Below are 21,524 nucleotides of genomic sequence, written 5' to 3' on the forward strand. Positions count from 1 at the left end.
TGACGGCTGCGAACCGGACGGTCCATGCGCGCGGCTCGGAAGACACTTCGTACTCGACCGTGAGACATGACCGGAAAGTCACGTGTCATTCCGTTCGATTGAATCGGACGAGTTCAATTCTGTAGGAAAAGAGAAAACTGCACTTGTGCGCTGGTGCGCGGATTTCCGATGATCCGCATCTGCGTTCACGTCGCGTCAGCTTGAATGACTGGCGGCGGAACGGCAGAACAACACCAAACCGCGCGCAGGAGCCAGGGTGACCCAGCTTTATCCCGAACATCGATCGGCGACAGACGAACCCGTCGCACGGTTGATCGATGCCACCGAGTCGGACAGCACCGGAACGCCACGCAAGCCTCCACCGATCGTCGTCGGCCGAGGCGACGGGGTGTCGATGTGGACGAAAGACACTCGGCTGATCTGCATCAAGCAAATGCCGTTGCCCGGTATCGTCATCTTCGTCCATGGTGTGAATTCCGAAGGCGAATGGTTCGAGGCGGCGGAGCAAGGATTGTGCGACGGCCTGAATCGCCGGCTCGGGCGGCTGGACGATCAACTGAAGTATCGCGGCATTGCTGCCGGGCAGTTGGTGCCGGCGAAGTACACGGAAAGCGTGACGCCGGACGGTTTTCTGAACCCGAAGCTGCTTGCGGATAACTACGTCAAGGCCGATCCGTCGTTTTCACCGGTCATTCATTTCCGGTGGGGCTATCGGGCAACCGCCGCAGAGCTGAAAGAGTATGGCGACAAGATCTTTCTGAACGAGAAGGACTACTGGGGCGGCGGCCCGTTCACGAACGGTTGCGCGAGCCTGCCCGATCTCTGGCACGGCGGCCTCGACGACCGCGCGGCCGGGTGGTTGACCGTCCAGGGGATCAACCCGACCAATCGACCGCTGTATCGCGCGCCGCCCCGCGCGTATGGCGTGCTCGCGGCGTTGCGCCTTGCGAGGTTGATCGAGTCGATCCGCCGCATGCAGGCCGACGTGCCGATTACCGTCGTGTGCCATAGCCAGGGCAACATCGTGGGCCTTGCCGCGGCCTTCTTCGGCGATGCGCTGCCCGACGTCGAAGATCCGTGGGGACGTAGCGGGCATTGCGTGGCCGACGCCTACGTGCTGGCGAATGCGCCGTACAGTCTTGCGCGCGCAGACGGCCCGAATCCATCCGATACGTTCATGGATACCTGGTCGCAACGCGCGACCAGGGACGGCAGCGGTCGTCGCGGGCGGCAGACCTACGCCGCGCGCACGAAAACGTTCGGCAAGTTTCTGTCGATCATCGGCACGCGGAAGGCCTATGAACTTCCCGCAGACAAGATCGATGAAGACATGGCGAACGAACGGGTATCGCCGACCAGCAAGCGGTCTTATGCCGCACACGAGGATCGGGTACGCCACGGCCTGAACGGGTCGACGTATGGTCGCGTCACCGCGTATTGCTGTCCGCACGACCAGGTGATTTCGGCCGTCACGGTTCAAGGCATCGGCTGGCGCGGCATCGACGAGAACGAGCTGAACGATATCAGCGTCCCCGGCGTGCTGACGCAGCGCGTCTTTGCCTCCGGCTTCCACGTCGGCGTGCAGGAGAAATATTGGTATTGGGAAGATGACTGGCGGCATGTACAGAAGGGAAAGACGTCGGGCTTCTGGTATCCGCCTTCACCGCCTGCCAAATTCAACCTCATCGGTGCACTCAAGGGAAACGAGTCCGTGTTCGGGATAGCGGCCACGCTTGCATCCGCGCCGATCATGTTTTTCGTGACCCAGATCAGCTCGACATTGAATATGTTCCGCGTGAACGCCAATCCGCCGGAGGGCTGGGCCGTGGTGGCGGACGCGCCGGCACTCGACGAACCGTTCCCGCCGAAGGCGTTGCGGTTCGGCAAGTGCATCGAAACGAAGGACGGCAATGCGACCAGCGACTTCAACGAAGGCAACGATCCGCCGGCCGCATGGCGCGACGCAAGCAAGAGCGAGGCAGACAAGCGCGCGGACGATCCCTACGATCAGTACGAGGCGAAGAACAATGACAGCGTCGCGCAAGGCACGGCAGAGAGCGAAGCCGGACAGCGTTACGAGGACCGCGCGTTGATGCGGATGGAGGCGCGGCGAACGCTGAATACGGAATGGCTCGATGGCGACGGCCACGTGATCGGCGAGGACGGCAAGAGCGAAATGCCGGAGGGCTACAAGGAATGGCGCGATCAACAGATTGTCGATTGGCTCGATCGTGGCTCGACCAACAGCCCGACGAACCATTCCACGACGATGACCAATCCGGAGCATGCGAAAAAGGCGCTTGCGTACGATGTGGCGATCGGGCGGTGCTACCTGACGCCCGAGCAAATGAAAGCACTACGGATTGAAGCCGATTGGCGGATGGGAGACGGTATTCCCGACGGCAACCCGAACAAGAAATACGCAGAGTACTTTGTACGCGGAGAGCTTGACGAGCTTCCGATGCACGACTGGATACATGCAGAGAGCAGTGAAGGCACGATGCCGGACACGATCACGGATGAACGGGAAGGTCAGTTCTATCTGAACGTCGGGAGAGCAAGATGAAAGCACTGATCGCTACATGGCCGCGACGTGCCGCTGTTTCGGTCGCTGCATGGATGATCGCAGCCGTACTCATGGCTTCGCTGATGGCTCACGTAGAGCAACCGGACCCGACCCAACTGGAAATAGGAGATTGGATGAAACGATTTGTATTCGTGCCCAGCTTGGCTGCGCTCATGGTGCTCCTGTTCACCACGGCCACGGCACGGTCAGCGCACGCGGCACCCGCTACGGAACCCGTAACTCATGCGGTGCTGTCCGCGGAAGAAGTAGCGAAGCCGTTCGTGGCACAAGTTGCAGGTTTGATCTGGTTGAATCCATTGCAACGCATGGACTACCCGACCGAATGGCAATTGTTGTGGACGCAGGGACTCGTGTCTCCGAACAAGAACGACGACATGGTACGGACCGATCCGAAGTCCTTCACAACGCTTCAATCGATTGGCGCGCTGGTATATGGCAACGAAGGTGCAGAAACATTTAGAGGCTTCTATCGTAAGTACATGACCAAGTTCCCGCTGCTGCTTCGCTCACGCTATGCAAGCAACGCGAAATACTTCTACACGGTCAAGCCTGATGACAAGAAAGGCTGGCGCGAACTGGCCGGCATCCGCGTCGAGCTTGCGATTCCGGAAAGACTTGACGCGTCCGAATCGCAAAGCTATTTGCGGGACTCCATTCGAAAGACGTTTTCGATCGGCAATCCGTATTTTCCAACCATGTGGAGCCGAAACACGCTTCCCGATGTCCAGATCACGCAAGGCGGGCCGAACGCCGGCTTCACCTCGCTGAACAGCGCGTTGGACTACCTGCAGGCGAACCCCGACGAGACCGTCTGGGTAGTGAACTGGGACGCACCCAACTTCCCGCCCACGGATGCACAGATCAACGAGAACCTTGTCGTGCTGTTCCTCGCCGGCCCAGCCTTCAACACCGAGCGAGAACCGCTCGCCTGGATCGGCAAGGCCGCAACCGGCAACACGCATGATTTTCCGCCGAAGGTCGGCACGACGCGCACCGTGCAGGCGTGGAAGGCGACCATCGACCAAGCGGCACGCAACGCCGGCGTCGCAGTCCCGGATCTCCATTACATCGTTCACGACGCGGGTAAGGGCAGCGACGCATCATCGTCACGTCTAGCCGTGCTCGGACAGACCTTGACCGAAACCCTTCCCGAATACGACCACCGCAAACAGACCTTCAACACGGCGGCCCTACTCGGTGACATGGGAACCGGCAGCGCATTGACCGACGTCGCGCTCGCCATCGGCCGGATCAATCACTTCGGCGGCAACGCACTCGTCGCCGGCACGACCGATCCGGATCACCCGGTCGCGGTCGTTGTCCGGCCACCGTCGAAGCTCACGCCGATCGATCCCGACAAGGACTGGTTCCGCGCGCGCGGCGGAAACAATGCCTACCTGCCGTGGTGGGGCCGCCGGCACGATACCGATTACGGCATGCAGGGCTATTCGTGGTGAGGTATGTCAGTGCGATGGTCGGCGGGCTTGACGCCCATCAGGTTCATCGGTCGTTGCGGAGATCGCGTCGGCGCTTTAAGTCTTCGTTAATACTGCGCGCCTAGCATGATCATGCCGGCGAACGGATCGGGCTCGATCCGGGGCACCGGCGGCACGCGCGGGTGCGTCGACGTCACGGCGCCGCGCCGTCGCGCGTCGCCATTTCCCTGCAACGGCGGCAGACCATGATCAAGAACTTCGACTACACGCTCGGCAGCGACACGATTGCGCTCTGCGCGAGCTTCGGCGCGGGGCCGGCGTGGCGCCGCGTGCTCGTGAGCCGCGCGGATTCGATGGAAACGCTGGTGGTGCTCGACGCGCGCGGGCTGTCGGGCTTGCTGAAGGTGGCGACCGAAGCGCCGGAAGGATTGCTCGACGACGCGATCCGCAAGGTCGGCGACGAACAGCTCGTCGAGCGGGCGATCCGCGGCAAGGCGATCGTCGAAGCGGCGCTTTGACGGCACATGTGGCACACGAGCGGCGCGGCTGAACGGATCAAAGGAGTATGCTTCCGGTCCGACCGGCTTTTCGACGCTGCCCATGCTCACGACAGGCGCTGCCATTCCTGCTTCCCGCCGCTATACGACGATTCGCGTGATCGCGTATCACGGCATCCTGCAAAACTTGACATCGCTGCTGCAGTTCGTCCCGTTCGTGCTGTTCGTCCAGCACGAGCGATCGCTGAATGCGTTTTCGGCGTGGTCGTGGCAGTTCCGGGCGCTGCAGTGCGCACTGTTCGTGTCGGCGGTTGCGGGGCTGATCAGTCACGTTGCGCTTGCGTTGCGCCGCCGCTGGGGACGCACGCTGGCGCTAGCGACCTGGTGCGTATCGTGTGTCGTGTGGCTCCTGCTGTCGACGTGGGTCCCGGTGCTCGTCGGGTTGCCGTTCGGCATCATCGGCTTTGCGCTGATGTACAACAGGCTCAGCAGCGACTACCTGCACCTGCCGCAGGCCGCGTCGGGTTCGACGGTGCGGCATTTCGTGTCTTTCGGCCTGCTGGCCGTGGCGTCGGCCCTGTATTACTGGGCGATATCGTACGCGGCGGCGCATGCGGGCGCTTTCGCCTACCTCATTCCGAACATCCGGCCGAAGAATCTGCTGCAGGCGGCGGCAGTCGCGCTGGTCCTGGGCACGGCCATCGCGCCGCGCGGGCGGCGCATGTGGAGTTGCGGCATGTCGCTGATGACGGCTGCGATCGCGATGCTGGGCATGCTGACGGGCTATGTGTCGATCGCGACGCCGCTGGTTCGCCATATGCCGCAGGAGTATCAACGCACGGCCGTTGCCATTCCGTGGCAGCCGATCATGGTCTACGTGGTCGTGACGTTCTGCGTTGCGCTGGTGCTGATTCGCGTGACGAAGCCGCCCAGGCCCGGCGATTGGGAGCAGGGGGCGAATCCCGACGCGCCTGCGGATTCGGCGCGCCGGGAAACGACTTCCTGATATCGCGCGGCTAGCCCGCGAACCGGTCCGTCGCCGCGATCAGCGCTTCCAGAATCCCCGGCTCGTTGTAAGCATGCCCGGCGCCGGGCACGATCTCGAACGTTGCGTCAGGCCACGCCTTGGACAGCTCCCACGCGGTGCGTGCAGGCGTCGCGATGTCATAGCGGCCCTGCACGATCACGCCCGGAATGCCGGCGAGGCGATGCGCGTCGCGCAGCAACTGGCCTTCCTCCACGAAGCCCTGGTTCACGAAGTAGTGGTTCTCGATCCGCGCGAACGCGAGTGCGTAGTGACCGTCCGCGAAGTGCGCGGCGAGGGCGGGGTCGGGCAGCAGCGTGATCGTGCGGCCTTCCCAGATGCTCCACGCGCGCGCGGCTTCGAGCTTCGCGGCTTCGTCGTTGCCGGTCAGCCGGCGATGGTAGGCGGCCATCAGGTCGCCGCGCTCGGCTTCCGGAATCGGCGCAACGAAGTCCTCCCATAGATCAGGGAACAGCCACGATGCGCCTTCCTGGTAGTACCACAGCAATTCCGCGCGACGCATCGTGAAGATGCCGCGCACGACCAGCGCGCTCACGCGCTCGGGATGCGTTTCCGCATAGGCGATCGACAACGCGCTGCCCCACGAGCCGCCGAATACGAGCCACTTTTCCGCGCCGACCATCTCGCGCAGGCGTTCGATATCGGCGACCAGATGCCAGGTCGTGTTGTTCTCGAGGCTGGCGTGCGGTGTCGAGCGCCCGCAGCCGCGCTGGTCGAACAGCAGGATGTCGTAGCGCTCCGGATCGAACAGGCGGCGGTGGTCGGGGCTGCAGCCGGCGCCGGGGCCGCCGTGCAGGAATACGGCGGGCTTGCCGGCCGGGTTGCCGCAGCGCTCCCAGTAGATGCGGTGGCCGTCGCCGGTGTCGAGGTGGCCGTGGGCGTAAGGTTCGATCGGTGGGTACACAGGCAGGCTCCGGGTAAGGGTCGGCAGGAGGCGGACGACGCGCGGGCCGGGGTGCGGGCGGGGGCTACGGATATTGCGCCGCCGCAAAAATCGTTGTGTCGGCATCGACCCGGCCGCCGCCGGACAAAGCTTGTCATTATGCCCATTCGCTGCCCCGGGTGTCGGCTCGTTGCGGCGTGCGCGGCCGCGGGTGTCGGCCCGGGGATTTTTGAAGCAATTTCATTCCGATATTTTTCATACAAAATCGCGGCGGCATAGCGGCGTGCCGAAGCGGGGCGCCGGCGTGCTGCCCATCCACCGTGCCAACGGAAACCAGCCGATGAACCATCGCGTCACGCAGTTGACCGGGTTGCGCGCCGTCGCGGTCGCGATGGTGGTGGTCGGGCACGCCGAGCACGTGCTGCCCGGCGGCTACACGGGCTGGTACGCGCCGTTGCGGCTGATCGCCGACGGCCGGCTCGGCGTGCTGATCTTCTTCGTCCTCAGCGGCTTCCTGATCACCAACGTATTGCGCGCCGAGTTCGCGCGCACGGGCGGCATCGCGCTGACGTCGTTCTACGTGCGCCGCGCGCTGCGGATCTGGCCGGCCTGCTACGTGTATCTCGCGGCGGTCGCGATCGTGGCCTTCGCCGGCTGGTTCGACGTCGATCGACGACAGTGGCTGTATGCGGCGCTGCACCTGTGGAATTACTCGGCGTGGTTCGGGCTGACCGGCGACAACGCGCTGCATCCGGACGGCGCGTGGTATCTCGGCCATTTCTGGTCGCTCGCGCTCGAGGAACAGTTCTACTGGTTCTGGCCGCTCCTGTTCGTGCATGGGATGCGGCGCGGCGGCACGCGCTGGCTGGCTGCGTTGATTCTGGTCGTGCCGCTGGTGCGCGCCGTGACGTATTTCGTTGCGCCTGCGCTGCGCGGGCAGCTCGGGATGATGCTGCACACGGGCGTCGATCCGATCCTGATCGGCTGTTATGTGTCGCTCAATCGCGAGCGGCTTGAGGCATGGATTCGTACGTGGCGCAACGAGACGCGCATCGTGACCGCGATCATCGTCATCGTGCTGATCGGCATGCCGCTCGCCGAACATCGACTCGGCGGTTTCTGGAATGCGACCTATGGCGTGACGGTCGAGGCCGCGCTGATCGCAATCGTGATCGTCGTGCTGAATTTCCGCAGCGAATTCTGGTGTGCGCGGTGGTTGCGCGCGCGGCCGGTTGTGTTCGTCGGCACGATCTCGTTCAGTCTTTATCTGTGGCAGCAGCCGTTTGCGAATCCGGATCTGCAGGTTCCGCATGCGTTTCCGCTTGGGATCGTGTGGGCGCTGCTGGCGGCGACGGCCAGCTATTTCCTCGTCGAGAAGCCGTTCCTGCGATTGAAGGATCGTTATTCGGCGCGCGAGGCGCGACGTGTGCGTGACGATGCGCTGCGGATGCCGGCTTCGGGTGAGGCGATCGGGGCGAAAGTGGCGGAGTAGGCGGGTGGGGCGGACTCACCGTGGCTTCGCGTCACCGTCATTTGAATCGCTTCTTCGAGGCAGGCGAATACCAGAAGTCCCGGTACATATCGCTCCCGTATGATTTGCCGTCGTATTTGACGACCGTGCGCACGGTGCGTTTTCCCGCGTCCGGTTGTTTGTCGTCGTTGCTTTCCGCGTTCATGACGTGTGCCGTAATCGACAGGTCCGCAAAGCCGTTGTGCGACGTCTTCTCGACCGCAATCGTCATGCGGGCGGACTCACTGCGCAGGTCGCTGGTATCGGGGCCGCACGCGGTGCCGGTGGTGGCGACCCAGCCATTGAGATTGGTACCAAACACGGGGCGGATACGGGCGCCTTCGCGAATCCACAGTGTCAGTTCGTTCTCCATGTAGGCATCCGGGCAGCTCGGTCCGTGCGCGGTACTGCTGAACACGACGCCGAATGCCCGTACATCCGGCGACAGTCGGTACGGCGCCGTATCGATGTGGTAACTGTTCTCGCCGATCTGTATCGCCGCGTCCTCCTGGATCACCGCACGGTCTGCCGCTACGACCTTGCTCCCTTCGACGAGCGCGACGACCTGCAGCTTGCTGCTTTCGTCGGGGTTCTTGCTTTTGGGCAGCGAATCGAACGCAACGGCCGCGATCGTCGTTTCCGGCGCGTTCGGCATGGCCTTGCATGCCGATGCGACGACGAGCCGGTTCGTGTCGCGCGTCGCGATGCGTGCGCTTGCGATGCCGGCCCAGCGGGCGATGGCTGTGACGGTTTCGTCGTTGCAGGACTGCTTATCGCCAGCGTGAGCGAACGGTGCCGCGGCGAGCGCCAGCAGCGGAACAAAACGAGCGATTCTCGGGGTCATGTGGGAGGTTTTTTATGGATTGCCGTGGAAATCGCTCAACGGCCGGAAACGAACGTCTTCAGAACGACCCCGCGTCGTCATGGGCGTGGCCACGGTGCCTATAATCGATTCTCGACAAACACCAAGGAAAGTGGCACGGATGAGCATTCGAGGGAAAGACCGGCAGATCGACAACATCGAATTCAATGTTAACAGCATTGCACGAAGCAAGGCCTTCTATGGCAGCGTGTTCGGCTGGACCTTCACGGATTATGGTCCCACCTATACCGAGTTTCGCGACGGCCGGATCACAGGCGGGTTGACGACCGGTGAGCCCGTTCGGCCCGGCGGCCCGTTAGTCATTCTCTACGCTGACGATCTGGTTGAAACCCGTCGAAGGATCGAGGCGGCGGGAGCCACCATCACCCGTCAGATTTTCTCGTTCCCTGGCGGTCGGCGCTTCCAGTTCCTTGATCCCGATGGCTATGAACTGGCCGTATGGTCAGCAGACGAATCGGGCCAGTAATCAAGACAAGAACCAGGAACCGGCCGTTGCTTCCGGCCATGTTCAGGATGTTAATCTAGACGAATTGTTTTGAATTTGACAAATCGTCTTGACGTGGCCAAACTGCCCGGCATGCCAAGGAAAATCACTGGACCCGACATGCCGAAGAAGACGCCCGAACAGCAGCTACTGCTGGGGCAGCTCAAACAGGTCGCCGAAGGGCTGGCCAGGACCTTCGCCCCGTTTACCGAGGTCGTGGTCCATGATCTCCTCGACCCGGAGCACGCGGTGCTCGCGATCCACAACAACCTGTCAGGTCGAGAAGTCGGACAGCCTGCCACTGAATTGGGGCTTGCGCGGATCATGGACGCCGCCTACGAGCAGATCATCGCCAACTATCCGAATCAGTTCTCGGACGGCCGTCAGGTGAAGAGCACTTCCATCGGTATCAAGGACTCCAAAGGCGACTACATCGCCGCGTTGTGCCTGAATATCGACCTCACGTTGTTCCGGGGATTTCAGAACATGCTGAGCAGCTTCATGGCGGTCGAGGGCACCGCGCCTGCCAGGGAATCGCTGGACCCCGCTGGCGCGGATCTCATTCGCGCCCGTATCGACGAGTTCGCCGCACGCATGGCGTCGACACCGCGCTCGCTCAAGCCGGAGGACCGCCGCTCGCTCCTGAAGGAGCTCAAGGCGGCCGGCCTGCTCGAGGTCCGTCGGGCGATGGACACCATTGCCGTCTACCTGGGCGTCTCGCGCGCAACGGTGTACAGCGATGTCAAATGACGCCACGCGACTTCTCGTCGACCAGCATGTCGTCGCTCAATTGCTCGTGCCGGACGCCGTGATCGCGGCGGTGCGCGTGGCCTTCGAACTGCATGGGCAGCGCGCGGGCCGTGTGTTTCACCCCCAACGTCCCAGCCGTCATCGTCTTGCTCTTGCAGCGATCCGGTAGGTGCCAAAGCGGAGGCGGAAAACTTGAAACCGCACTATGTCGAGCCGCTCAGCGGCACTACTTATCCTCTCGACACGCCTCGGTGGTGTTCGGACGACCGCAGGCCGCTCCTGATCTCGCCGCAGGCTGGCATTTCCCGGGACGACATCGATCGACACGTTCGCTCCCAATGGCGCTATCGCGCGTCGCTTCCAGTCGAGATCGTCTCCCCCATCTCCATGGGGGAAGGATGCACCCCGTTGATCCAGAAGACGTGGGGCGACCACCGGCCGCATTTCAAGCTGGAGTGGTTCAGCCCCACAAGCAGCTTCAAGGATCGCGGCACGACGGTGATGCTCTCGATGTTGCGGCAGCAAGGCATCGCGTCCGTTCTGGAGGACAGTTCGGGAAACGGCGGAGCGTCGGTGGCGGCGTATGGCGCTGCAGGCGCCGTGCGCGTGAAGATTCTGGCGCCCGCATACGCGTCGCCCGCGAAGATTGCCCAGATGCGAGCCTATGGGGCGGAGGTACAGCTGGTCGACGGCCCGCGACAGGCGTGTGAGGACGAGGCCGTCCTGCAGTCCGCGAGCATCTTCTACGCCAGCCACAATTGGCAGCCATTTTTCCTCGAAGGGACCAAGTCGGTCGGCTACGAGATCTGGGAGGACCTCAACTTCCAGGCGCCGGACAACATCGTCATGCCTGCAGGCGCGGGCAGCAATGTACTCGGCTGTTATTTGGCGTTCTCGGAACTGATGCGCGCGGGCCAGATTCACAAAATGCCCAGGCTCTTCGTATGCCAGCCATTGAACTGTTCTCCTATCGATGCCAGCTTTCAGGCGGGCGTCACGACGCCCATTCCCCGCGAGGTCCGAAAGACGGTCTCCGAGGGGACGGCCATCGCCCATCCTCTGCGGCTGGCGCAAGTGATCAACGCTGTCAGGGAGACGGGCGGTACGACTGTGGCCGTGGAGGAAGAAGCAATCGTCGACGCGCTCAGGCGGATTGCGCGACTGGGCCTTCTGCCGGAGCTGACTTCGGCGACCGCGGTTGCAGGATTTGATCGGCTCACGCAACTGGGGGCGATTGAGGCGCGAGAGGAAACGGTTGTCCTGCTGACGGGCACGGGTATCAAGAATGCCGAGGCCATCGCGGATATGTACGCGGAAATTCCCGATACGCTTGCGTAAAGGCTCCCTCCATGAAAATCGGACTCCTGAATTGCGGCGGCACCATCACGGAAAGCTATCAGAGTGATGGGACGATCAAGCGTCTACTGGCGCGTGATCTGATCGTATCGAGCGGTCAAGCAGACTGGATCGGACGTGATATCGATCCTGTCGATAGCTGCGATCTGACTTTTGCCTCACTTTGCCGCGCTCGTGACGTCATGCGGCAGGATCGCGAGAGCGAAGCTTTCGTCATGTGCTGCGGCACCGACGCAATGGAAGACGTCGCCTATGCGGCCGCTCTGCTTTTTGATCGCGATCGGCCCGTCGTTTTGACCGGTGCGGCGATCCCCGGCGGCAATGCCAATGCCGACGGTCCGCGCAATCTGGCGGATTCCGGACGTCTGGCACAGGCCATGCAGAAGGGTGCGAGCGCTCTCGTGGCCTTCGCGGGACGGATTTTCGATCCGGTCTCGATCGTCAAGGTATGGCCGCAGGCCATTCAGCCCTTCGGACCGGAAACAGCGATCCGCGGCTCCATCGAGGCCGACATTGTGACGCTCACAGGTTCGGGAACCGTTGACGAGAGTTACGCGGATCTCGATGTATCCGACCTCGGCGCCCGCGTTGCGATCGTCATGGAGACCTTCGGGCCACTCGTCGGCTTGCCGGCTATCTCCGAACTCGACGGTATCGTCGTGGCAGGCAAGGGGGCAGGGGGTTTCTCGGCGCAGTCGGAGAGATTCCTGAGCGAAGCCGCGCGGCATATCCCCGTCGTGCTATCGACACGCTGTGCCCAGGGTTTCCGGGTCAATTCAGCCGTACCCAAATATGCCTATGAGCGCGCCCACAACCTCGGCCTGACCACGGCAGGTTATGACGGCCTGGACGCATCAAAGGCACGAATCCGGCTCATCGCGGAGCTTGGTCGTGCAACTCGCAGCGGAAAGGCTGGGCGCTGATCCGCGGACGGCGGCCACTCAACGATCTCGGCGAAGATGCGCCCGGTGCGGGGCCGGCGCGGGGGGCTTGAAGGCGCCCGCGTCGGCCCCGCCTCGTTCACATCTTCTCGACTTCCAGCAGGGTTCGCTTGCCTTTCACGTACTTGTAAAGGGAGATGGTGCTGTCCTTCAGGTCGCCGTGCTCGTCGAACCGGATATTGCCAATCAGCGTGTTCAGATTGGTCGCGGGCATGGCGGACAGGATGCCGGCGCGCGTGATCGAGTTGGCGCGTTTCATCGCATCGACGATCACGTAGACGGCGCTGTACGCAACCGGCGAGTAGACCACTGGATCGTGGCCGTACACGGCCTTCAGTTCCTTGCTGAACGCAGCGCTGCCCGCCATCGCGGACAGATCGCCGCCCGCGACGGAACAGACCAGATTGTCGGCGGCGTCGCCGGCCAACCTGGCCAAATCGGTCGTGCAGACACCGTCGCCCGCCAGGATCCTGGCGCGTAGGGCCAGTTGCATGGCCTGTTTGGCGAAGGGGCCGCCGGTGGCGTCCTCGCCGCCATACATGATCGCGTCGGGGCGTTCGGACTTGATCTTGGTCAGGATGGCCTTGAAGTCAGTGGCCTTGTCGTTGGTCGCATCGCGCGATAGCACCTGGATGCCTTCGGCCTTGGCGGTCTTCTCGAACTGGTCCGCAAGACCCTGGCCGTAGGCCGTGGCGTCGTCGACGATGGCGACCGTCTTGACTTTCTGGTTTTTGGCGTATTTCGCGAGGGCGGGGCCCTGCTGGGCATCGGTGCCGATCACGCGGAAGGCGGTCTTGTAGCCTTGCAGTGTGTACTGCGGGTTGGTGGAGCCCGGCGTGATCTGCGTGACGCCGTTGTCGCGGTAGATTTTGGACGCGGGGATGGACACGCCGGAGTTCAGGTGGCCGATCACGGCCACGACGCCATCGTCGACCAGCTTCTGCGCGACGTTCGTACCGATCCTGGGATCGGCCTGGTCATCCAGCGACTCGACCTCCAGGATGACCTTTTGACCGCCGATGACCAGATTGCCGGCCTTGTTGATCTGCTGGACGGCGAGCTTGGCGCCATCGGCCGCATCCTGGCCCATGTGAGCAATGTTGCCGGTCAGCGGTTCGGCGCTGCCGATCTTCACGATCACGTCCGCGAGAGCCGCTTGACCGTAGACCATGGCAACGCAGGCGAGTGTCAGCGCGGCGTTGCCGGGTTTGAGTTGAGATTTCATATGCTTAGCCTCTTGTTGAACTGGGTTGCTGTTGAAAATGCAAGCGGCGTCTCCTGTCGAAGTCGCGACGTTGGCGACGTTTCCGAATGTGAGTATTCGTCAGAGCAGCCCATCACCCGAGGAAAGACTGATTAGTATTCCGTAGCGTTATGGTCGGGAGCGTGGCCGCTGGTGAGCGGCCCGTCTGCTCCTTGGGCTCCCGTTTCTAGAAAGATTATCTAGAATTAAATAAAATGTATTGTAGGGGTAAACGCTTGGTATTGTCCGGCATCGACCAGAGGCTGAACGACTGACTGATGGACGGGGGGTAGGTCCAGACTGGAAGAAGCACCGCGTCTCGGTCCACGCAGTTGACTTGAACGCAACATTGATCGCTGGATCGACCGGTGATATTTGGCATTGCCGCGCCCGCAGGTACGTGCTGCTGGAGGCACCTCAGGGCTGAATGCGATCGGGATGACGCGAAGTCTCGAAGACCTCCAAAGCAGCCACCATTCCGTTAAATACACGCGGCCGATGTGGGTCGACAACCGGCCAGCCACCGCTGCCAGCCGAACGTTGTCAATGAGTTCAGCCTTTGCCGGAGCATCGCGAACAATAAAAAAGGCCCGGGAGCATTGCCCGGGCCTTTCGTAGATGAGGTGCGGATAACGCTTACCGCGTCAGTGCCGTAAACCCCTCCAGCAACCGCTCAACATCAGCCGCCTGAATCGCGCCCATCGTCGAGATGCGGAACAGTTCCTTCGACAACCCGCCTTGTCCCGCATAGATCACGAAGCCGCGCGCCTTCAACCCGTCGTGCAGCGTTTCGTACGTCACACCCTGCGGCAACCGATACGCACGCAGCACGACCGACGATTCACCTTCCGGCAACACCAGCGGCATCCCGCGCGCCGCAAGCCCGGCTTGCGCCTGATCGGCGAGCGCCTTGTAATGCGCATGCCGCGCACGCCAGCCGCCGGCTTCGTCAAACTCGCGCAGCGCCTCGACGAGCGCGTAATACGCATGCACGGAAGGCGTGAAGGGCGTATTGCGCTGGTCCTGCAGCTTCGCGAGACGGCCGAGGTCGAGGTAGTACGTACGGCTTGCGGCCTTCGCGAGCGCACTGCGACGCACGATCACGAACGCTGCGCCCGGCACACCATGCAGGCATTTGTTCGCGGTCGCAGCCACAGCATCGATATCACCACCGGTAAAATCGATCGCTTCCGCCCCAAAGCTGCTCACACCATCAACGAGCATCTTCACGCCGCGCGAGCGGCAGACTTTCGCGATCGCGCCGAGGTCGTTCAAGCGGCCCGTCGTGGTTTCGTGATGGATCACGGCGACGTGCGAGTAACCACCCGCATCGAGCTTCGCACCAATCTGCGCAAGATCCGGCGCCTGCATCCACTCATGCTTGAGCACATCATGCGCGATCCCATACTGCGTCGCGATCTGCGTGATCCGCTCGCCATAAACACCGTTCTCGATCACGAGCAGCTTGCCGTCCTTCGGCACGAGCGCCGCGATCATGCTTTCGACAGCGGCCGTACCCGAACCGGTCATCAGCACGGCCGTCCACTCAGCCGGATCAAGCTCATACGCAGCAACGAGCCGCGCACGCGCCTCATCCTGCAGATCGAAGAATTCGCTTTCGCGATGGCACAGGTCGGGTTGCAGCAGGCTGCGGCGCACGCGTTCGGTGAGCGTGACCGGGCCGGGGTTCAGCAGCAGCATCAATGGGCTCCTTCAACGTGGGCTTCGGTCTGTGCGGCGCCGATGTGCCGCATCAGACGGGTCTTGACCTCGACCGGCGTGACGGTCGGGCGGGGCAGGCCGTCGGGCACGCCGGTGCGGATTGCCAGTCGCACGAACTGCGCACCATCGGCCGACGAAGCAAGCGCCGTATCGAGCACATCCAGCGTATCGCCTTCGACCGCCGACGCATACCCGCACGCGGCAGCCACGCCCGCGAACGAAACATGTTGCGACACGGTGGCCTGGCCACCCGTCGATTCGTGCGCGCCGTTGTCGAGCAGCACGTGCGTGAGGTTGGCCGGGCCGTAGGTGCCGAGCGTCGCGAACACGCCCATGCGCATCAGCGCGGCGCCGTCGCCGTCGACCGCCACCACGCGCAGGTCGGGGCGTGCGAGCGCGAGACCGAGCGCCATCGGCGTGACGCAGCCCATCGAGCCGACCATGTACAGCTGGTTCGGGCGATCGTCGATTGCGTACAGTTCGCGGCCGCAGAAGCCGGTCGACGCGAGCACGACGGTCGAATCGACCGGCGTGTGCGCAATCACGCGCTGCAGCGCGTCCTGGCGGGTCGGCCAGGCTTCGGCCGATGCAGCGCGCGACGACGCTTGCGCGGCGACATGCGCACGCGGCTTCGCGGCCGGGTTCGATTTCAGCTCATACGGCGCGACGCTGCCTTTCTGCATCACGAGCGCGTACGGGCGGCCCGTCGCGTCCATGTGCGCGATCGCGCGGTCGAGTGCCGGGCCGACCTGTTCGGGGTCGGTCGGGAACGTCTCCCACGGGATCTCCATCGTGTCGAGCATCGCGGGCGTGATCGGGCCCATCAGCGCGTGCTGCGGCTCGTCGGCCACGCCCGGCTGGCCGCGCCACGTGACGATCAGCAGCTGCGGCAGGCGGAACGTCCACGTAAGCGACGTGAGCGGGCTCACCGCGTTGCCGAGCCCCGAGTTCTGCATCATCGCGATCCCGCGCTTGCCGCCGAGCGTCGCGCCCGCGATCAGCGCGACCGCGTCGCCTTCGTTCGCGGCCGACACGTAATTCAGCGTCGGGTCCTGCAGCACGTAATTGATGAACGGCGTCAGGTACGAGCAGGGCACGCCCGCGTACCAGTCGAAACCGCGCTCGCGCGCGGCCTCGACGAACTGGGCCGCTTCGATCATTGCGCGCCCCCGTTGCCGGCACCCGGTTCGGACAGCGGCGTCTGGCCGTGCGCGAAGTCGCCCGCGCGGCGGAAGTCCTCGAGATCGTTGACGCCGCGCCAGTGGCCGTGCACGTATTGCACCTCGATCTTCTCGCCGGCGGCGATCAGTTCGTTGAGCAGCGACGGGATGTCGAGCGTGTCGAAATCAGGACGCGCCTGCAGCGTCGCGAGCATGGCCTTCAGGCGGTCGACACCGGCGCCGCGCACGTTCAGCAGGCCGATCCAGCGGCCGTGCGGCGTGCCTGCGGCGACGTCGCTCGATACGCGTTGCAGGTACGTCTTCTGGCCGAACAGGCCGCGATCGTCTTCAGCCGAGCAGAGTGCGAAGTCGCGCACGCTCTGGTTGGTTTCGGTGAGCGACGAATCGACCACCACGCTGAACTCGGCCTCGCTCTCCGCGAGGTCGCGCACGATGTAGCTGCGGAACAGCAGGTCGCCGTACGAGATCACGGTGTCGCCGGTCAGGCGGTCGGCCGCGCAGGCGAGCGACGCGAGTTCGCCCGTCTGTGCATGGCGTTCGTTGACGACGAGCTTGATGCCCGACGTGTCGATCGCATCGGCGCGATAGCCGCCGACCACGGTGATGTCGTTCACGCCGTGCGTCTTGAAGCCGTCGACGAGCCAGCGCAGCAGCGGCTTGCCGGCGACCGGCAGCATGACCTTCGGCTTGTCTTCGGTCACGGCTTCGAGGCCCTTGCCGCGGCTGGCAGCCAGCACGATCGCCGCGTTCGACGCGCGCGACGACGACGACAGGTAGATACGCTCGGCCGCCGAGTATTCGTCGGCGTCCTGCAGGCGGAAGATCTCGTTGACCGATGCTACGCGGTCTTCGACGTTGATCAGCGTTTCGCTCTCGTGGATCTCGCGTGCGGTCGCCTGCATCGCGGAGGCCGACGCGCGGATCAGGTGGTTCGCCCAGATCACGGTGCTGATGCCGGCCTGGCGGAACACATCGGTCGGCGTGCTGTAGTACTTGGTCGGCACGATCACGAGCGGCGCCTTGCCGCTCCATTCGCGCGCGAACTGCAGGATCTCGTCCGGGCGCGACAGCTTGCTGTGGATCAGGATCGCGTCGGCGCCGGCTTCCGCGTACGCGTTCGCGCGGCGCAGCGCCTCGTCCATGCCCCAGCCGGCGATCAGCGCTTCGACACGCGCGACGATCGAGAAGTCGGGATCGGTCTGCGAATCCTTGCCGGCCTTGATCTTGCCGCAGAACTCGTCGATTTCCGCGAGCGGCTGGCGCTCGCCGCCGATGAAGCTGTTGGTCTTCGGAAACTGTTTGTCTTCGATGCAGACGCCCGCGATGCCGCGCTGCTCGAGCTTCTTCACGAGGCGGCGCACGTTGTTGAAGTTGCCGTAGCCGGTGTCGCCGTCGAGCAGGATCGGCAGGTCGCTCGCGTCCGCCATGAATTCGAGCACGTCGACGACCTGGGTCCAGCTCGCCTCGTTGTTGTCACGCACGCCGAATTGCGCGGAGATCGCGAGGCCCGATGCCCAGATGCCCTTGAAGCCGGCTTCGCGGACGATCCGCGCGGACAGGCCGTTGTGCGCTTCCATCAGGAATTCGAGGTCGCTGCTGACGAGCATGCGGCGCAGGCGTGCGCTGCGCGATTCGGTGAAGTTGGGTTCGCGTGCGTTCATCGTGCGACTCCTGCGGTGGTGCGTTGAATCAGGGGGAGGATTTCTTGCGTGGCGCGAGCGACGTCGTTCGGGAAGTCGATCTCGATCCACGGCGAGCCGGTGACGTCGGCGACGTCGAACGAGTGACCGCCTTCGAGCAGCAGGTCGCGCACGGCTTCTTCGTGCGGCATGTTCGCGCGGCCGCTGTCGACGTAGCCCGCGACGATCGTCGCGAGGCGGCGCGCGGTGCCTTCGGTGAAGCGGAAGAAGCCGACCGATTCGCCGATCGTGTCGTAGTCGAGGTCGACTGCGAGCTGCTTGCGCAGCTCGACCGGCACGCCGTTCTTCAGGCACAGCTTGACGGGCTCGTCGCCGGCCTCGAAGTCGCGATCGATCAGCAGGCGGTCGACCGCCTTGTCGGAATCGGCCACCAGCGCGTGCAGGATGTTCTCGTCATACAGCACGTCGGCGTCCATCAGCAGCACGTCGCCGCCGCGCGTCATCGCCTCGGCGACGGTATGCACGGTCAGCACGCTGCCGAGGTCGTAGCGGTCGTTGATCACGATCTCGGCCTGGCGGCCGAGACGCTTCAATTCCTGCTCGACCTTCTCGTGCTGGAAGCCCAGCCCGAGCACGATCTCGTCGACGCCCGCGGCATCGAGTACGCGCAGATGGCGCTCGAGCAGCGACACGTCGTCGAAGCGCAGCAGGCACTTCGGGAACTGCGCCTCGGGCGGTTGTTGCAGGCGCAAGCCGAGGCCTGCCGCAAGAATGATGGCTCGCATGGGTTCTCCAACCAAAAAGCCGGCGGATCTGAACGATCAGTCGGCGAGCGGCTGCGGCGCACGGCGCCGCTGCCAGTTTCTTTCACTGAAATGCAGATAGAGCAGGCCGGGCAGGCCGAGCGCGAGTTCGCGCGCGCGTTTCGCAAGCGACAGCGCGAGCGCCGCGTCGGGCGGCAGTCCGACCAGCGGCGCGAGCAGCAGGTAGCCGCCTTCCTGCGCGCCGAGCGAGCCCGGGATCGCGAAGGCCGCGCCACGAATGGCCTGGCCGACGCTCTCGAGCAGCAGCGCGTCGAGCCAGCTCACCGGATGCCCGAGGAAGTGCAGCGCGAGCCACACTTCGGCGGTGCCGACGATCCAGCCGACGAGACTCAATGCGAACGTCTTCGCGACTTTCGCACGATCGCGGTACAGCGCGCCGACCGCGTCGTCGATCGCATCGGCGCGGGTGGCCAGCGACGACCAGTCGCGCGGGCCGAGCAGCTTCGACGCGAGGCGCAGGCCGCGGCCGAACAGCCCGCGCCGCTGCGCCGCATAGAACCCGATGGCGAGGGCGCCGAGCACGCCGGTGGCGATCAGCGCGGGCGTGCGCAGGTGCGCGACCGATTCGTGCGTCGCATACAGGCTGAACGCGGCGATGCCGATCAGCGCGAACGCCATCTGCGCGAGCGCCTGCATCGTCGTGCTGACCGTGACGGCTGCCGCCGCGTCGGCCATCCGCGTGCCGCGCTGCGCGAGGTGGCGCACCATCAGCACGGGGCCGCCGATCTGCCCGGCGGGCAGCAGGCTGTTCACCGATTCGCCGACCCAGCGCGCGCGCAGCGCGTTGCCGAGCTCGGCGCCCGGCTGGCCGGGGCGGAACATCACGGAGATCGCGACCGCGTCGATCGCGAGCGGCACGACGTGGAACGCCGCGACGAGCGCGAGCCCCCAGCCGGCCGCGAGGAACGTGGACGCCACGGCGCCGACGCCCTGCCAGGCCAGCAGTGCGATGAAGAGTGCGGTCCCGAGGGACAGCAGGATGAGGCCCGCGCGTGTCATGACCCGCTCGTGCGTCGCGTCGCCAGTTGCTTGAACACCTGGCGGAAACCGAAATACGCGATCGCGTCCTTCATGTTCGAGATGAAGCGCTTCCACGGCCGCATGCCGGGGTTCGTCACGTATTCGAACGTGAGCGACACGCGCATCTCGTTCTGGCCGAGCGGCGTGATGCGGTGGCGCAGCTTGTCGCCGTCGAACAGCACGATGCCGCCGTCGGCGATCTGCACGGAACCCGGTTCGTCGGCTACGTCCGGATTGCGTGTGTGCAGCTCGTAGTCGAGCCGGCACGACGATTCGTCGATCACGCCGATCAGCAGCGTGTAGCGGCGGCCGTCGTAGTACGACGTGTCGTAGTGCCAGCCGATGTGGTCGCCGGGCTTCGTGTAGTAATACAGCGCGTACGCGTGCGGATCGTCGTCCGGCGACAGCATCAGCTTGTCGCCCGTGACTTTCTCGAGGAACGAGATCAGTGCCTTCGAGCGATACAGCTCGGCGATGTACGGCGCCTGCTCGTCGATCGTATGACGGCTGACGCTGCCGCCCTGCTTGTGGCCGGGCAGGTAATTGCGGTTCAGGCCGGCCTGCAGCGCGCGGGCGGCGTCGGCCAGTTTCGCGTGCGCGTCGGCCGGCAGGAAGGTGTCGAGATAAAGGAACGAGCCCTGGCGCGTGTAGTCGCCGCGCAGGCGGTCGAGGTCGAGCTGGCCGACACGGTCGGCCACGGTGCGATCGGGGTCGGCCGCGGCCGCGCGCACGGGCGCGGGGCGTGCCGGGCTCAGCACGGAGTCGTCGCGCGTGCTAGGAGTCATTTGGAAGCCTGGATTTCAGTAGGGTTCTGCGAAACGTTGCCGCGCCGAACGATGCGCCACCAGTCGAACACGACCCACGCCGCGAACAGCGGGGCGCCGATCGACGCCGCGAGCAGGAACGGCTCGACGCCGTCGAACAGCGTCACGAGCGGCAGCAGGTACAGCACGTCTTCGGTCTCGAAGCCGCCGGCGAATGCCTGCTTGGTGCCGGCCTTGCCGGCGAACGATTCGATCCGCATGCGCAGGAAGAAGATCAGCGCGACGGCCGCGCCGGCCACCGCGCCGAGCAGCACCGGCGACGCAGCCATCTGGCCGCCCTGGGCGACGATGCCGACGCCCATGCTGACGAACAGCGCGACCGTGACGAGCGCGTCTGCCGCGAGGTCGTAAAAATGACCGATCTTGCTGGATTTCCCGCTGATGCGTGCGAGCTCGCCATCGGTGTGGTCGACGAAGTTCGACAGCACGATCAGGAACGCGCCTGCATTGCTCCAGCCGAAGCCGCCGTGCGCGAGGCACCAGGCGCCGGCGAGGCCGATCAGCAGGCGAACGGTAGTGAGGTGATTCGGGGTGACGGGCGTGTCGACGAGCGGTCGGACAAGCGAGCGCGCCAGCCGCGCATCCCAGGTGCGCGGCAGGGGCGGTTCGGAACGTGTGGCGGTTTTTCTTTGGTCCATCGGCGAAATATATACGGAATTGTAATTTGGTGCTTTTTATTCGATCAATGTCCTGACATG

At 64.2% G+C, this 21,524-nt stretch carries 20 protein-coding genes; 9 read left to right on the forward strand and 11 right to left on the reverse strand.

What is annotated here, in order from left to right:
- The first annotated feature begins 394 nt into the window (after window positions 1-394).
- From CFB40_RS23450 to CFB40_RS23465, 4 genes are all read left to right on the forward strand, one after another.
- Window positions 395-2,566 (forward strand): T6SS effector phospholipase Tle3 domain-containing protein, encoded by a 2,172-nt coding sequence (locus CFB40_RS23450; RefSeq protein ID WP_089433291.1) that lies wholly within the window; start codon window positions 395-397, stop codon window positions 2,564-2,566.
- Window positions 2,563-4,044, forward strand: a complete 1,482-nt coding sequence (locus CFB40_RS23455; protein ID WP_256976889.1) for a virulence factor — start codon at window positions 2,563-2,565, stop codon at window positions 4,042-4,044. Before CFB40_RS23450 ends, CFB40_RS23455 begins: the two co-directional genes overlap by 4 nt.
- A 224-nt stretch (window positions 4,045-4,268) precedes the next feature.
- Window positions 4,269-4,541, forward strand: coding sequence for a hypothetical protein (locus CFB40_RS23460; RefSeq protein ID WP_089429124.1), 273 nt, complete (start codon window positions 4,269-4,271; stop codon window positions 4,539-4,541).
- 82 nt (window positions 4,542-4,623) lie between these two features.
- Entirely contained in the window at window positions 4,624-5,526 is a 903-nt protein-coding gene (locus CFB40_RS23465; protein WP_256976890.1) for a hypothetical protein, read from the forward strand.
- A gap of 10 nt (window positions 5,527-5,536) precedes the next feature.
- On the opposite strand, the gene pip is transcribed toward CFB40_RS23465, so the two are convergent.
- On the reverse strand, window positions 5,537-6,469 hold the full coding sequence (gene pip, locus CFB40_RS23470; RefSeq protein ID WP_089432523.1) for a prolyl aminopeptidase: 933 nt from the start codon (window positions 6,467-6,469) through the stop codon (window positions 5,537-5,539).
- A gap of 319 nt (window positions 6,470-6,788) precedes the next feature.
- On the opposite strand from pip, the gene CFB40_RS23475 reads away from it, so the two are divergent.
- The gene (locus CFB40_RS23475) at window positions 6,789-7,940 is read left to right on the forward strand and encodes an acyltransferase family protein (protein ID WP_089433293.1); all 1,152 of its coding nucleotides are present in this window, start codon (window positions 6,789-6,791) and stop codon (window positions 7,938-7,940) included.
- Between the two features lie 37 nt (window positions 7,941-7,977).
- Here the strand turns inward: CFB40_RS23475 and CFB40_RS23480 are convergent, their stop codons facing one another.
- The gene (locus tag CFB40_RS23480) at window positions 7,978-8,802 is read right to left on the reverse strand and encodes a multidrug ABC transporter ATPase (RefSeq protein WP_089432524.1); all 825 of its coding nucleotides are present in this window, start codon (window positions 8,800-8,802) and stop codon (window positions 7,978-7,980) included.
- 139 nt (window positions 8,803-8,941) lie between these two features.
- Between CFB40_RS23480 and CFB40_RS23485 the strand changes: the two genes are divergently transcribed.
- Both CFB40_RS23485 and CFB40_RS23490 read left to right on the forward strand, forming a co-directional pair.
- The gene (locus tag CFB40_RS23485) at window positions 8,942-9,307 is read left to right on the forward strand and encodes a VOC family protein (protein ID WP_089427747.1); all 366 of its coding nucleotides are present in this window, start codon (window positions 8,942-8,944) and stop codon (window positions 9,305-9,307) included.
- A 138-nt stretch (window positions 9,308-9,445) separates the two neighbouring features.
- On the forward strand, window positions 9,446-10,075 hold the full coding sequence (locus CFB40_RS23490) for a helix-turn-helix transcriptional regulator (protein WP_089432525.1): 630 nt from the start codon (window positions 9,446-9,448) through the stop codon (window positions 10,073-10,075).
- On the opposite strand, the gene CFB40_RS38775 is transcribed toward CFB40_RS23490, so the two are convergent.
- Window positions 10,068-10,217, reverse strand: coding sequence for a hypothetical protein (locus CFB40_RS38775; protein ID WP_179255099.1), 150 nt, complete (start codon window positions 10,215-10,217; stop codon window positions 10,068-10,070). The two genes, CFB40_RS23490 and CFB40_RS38775, sit on opposite strands and share 8 nt — an antisense overlap.
- A 50-nt stretch (window positions 10,218-10,267) precedes the next feature.
- Here CFB40_RS38775 and CFB40_RS23500 point away from each other — a divergent pair, with 50 nt between their 5' ends.
- Together CFB40_RS23500 and CFB40_RS23505 are read left to right on the forward strand one after the other, a co-directional pair.
- Window positions 10,268-11,413, forward strand: coding sequence for a threonine synthase (locus CFB40_RS23500; protein ID WP_089427744.1), 1,146 nt, complete (start codon window positions 10,268-10,270; stop codon window positions 11,411-11,413).
- An 11-nt stretch (window positions 11,414-11,424) separates the two neighbouring features.
- Window positions 11,425-12,354: an asparaginase domain-containing protein gene (locus CFB40_RS23505; RefSeq protein ID WP_089432526.1), complete on the forward strand. Its 930-nt coding sequence runs from the start codon at window positions 11,425-11,427 to the stop codon at window positions 12,352-12,354.
- A 97-nt stretch (window positions 12,355-12,451) separates the two neighbouring features.
- Here CFB40_RS23505 and CFB40_RS23510 read toward each other — a convergent pair whose 3' ends face one another.
- From CFB40_RS23510 to CFB40_RS23545, 8 genes are all read right to left on the reverse strand, one after another.
- The gene (locus CFB40_RS23510) at window positions 12,452-13,597 is read right to left on the reverse strand and encodes a branched-chain amino acid ABC transporter substrate-binding protein (RefSeq protein WP_089427742.1); all 1,146 of its coding nucleotides are present in this window, start codon (window positions 13,595-13,597) and stop codon (window positions 12,452-12,454) included.
- A 654-nt stretch (window positions 13,598-14,251) separates the two neighbouring features.
- The gene (locus tag CFB40_RS23515) at window positions 14,252-15,316 is read right to left on the reverse strand and encodes a 2-aminoethylphosphonate aminotransferase (RefSeq protein ID WP_089432527.1); all 1,065 of its coding nucleotides are present in this window, start codon (window positions 15,314-15,316) and stop codon (window positions 14,252-14,254) included.
- Entirely contained in the window at window positions 15,316-16,497 is a 1,182-nt protein-coding gene (gene aepY, locus CFB40_RS23520) for a phosphonopyruvate decarboxylase (RefSeq protein ID WP_089427740.1), read from the reverse strand. The genes CFB40_RS23515 and aepY overlap by 1 nt, the downstream gene beginning before the upstream one ends.
- Window positions 16,494-18,179 (reverse strand): phosphoenolpyruvate mutase, encoded by a 1,686-nt coding sequence (aepX, locus tag CFB40_RS23525; protein WP_089432528.1) that lies wholly within the window; start codon window positions 18,177-18,179, stop codon window positions 16,494-16,496. Before aepX ends, aepY begins: the two co-directional genes overlap by 4 nt.
- Complete coding sequence (locus tag CFB40_RS23530) at window positions 18,176-18,943, reverse strand: phosphocholine cytidylyltransferase family protein (RefSeq protein ID WP_089432529.1); 768 nt, start codon at window positions 18,941-18,943, stop codon at window positions 18,176-18,178. The genes aepX and CFB40_RS23530 overlap by 4 nt, the downstream gene beginning before the upstream one ends.
- Window positions 18,944-18,979: 36 nt before the next feature.
- Window positions 18,980-19,981, reverse strand: a complete 1,002-nt coding sequence (locus CFB40_RS23535; protein WP_089432530.1) for an HpnL family protein — start codon at window positions 19,979-19,981, stop codon at window positions 18,980-18,982.
- Window positions 19,978-20,787: a HalD/BesD family halogenase gene (locus tag CFB40_RS23540; protein WP_089432531.1), complete on the reverse strand. Its 810-nt coding sequence runs from the start codon at window positions 20,785-20,787 to the stop codon at window positions 19,978-19,980. Before CFB40_RS23540 ends, CFB40_RS23535 begins: the two co-directional genes overlap by 4 nt.
- Window positions 20,784-21,464: a CDP-alcohol phosphatidyltransferase family protein gene (locus CFB40_RS23545; RefSeq protein WP_039357120.1), complete on the reverse strand. Its 681-nt coding sequence runs from the start codon at window positions 21,462-21,464 to the stop codon at window positions 20,784-20,786. Before CFB40_RS23545 ends, CFB40_RS23540 begins: the two co-directional genes overlap by 4 nt.
- Between the last annotated feature and the right edge of the window lie 60 nt (window positions 21,465-21,524).

The organism is Burkholderia sp. AU31652 (assembly GCF_002223155.1).
Taxonomy (GTDB): domain Bacteria; phylum Pseudomonadota; class Gammaproteobacteria; order Burkholderiales; family Burkholderiaceae; genus Burkholderia.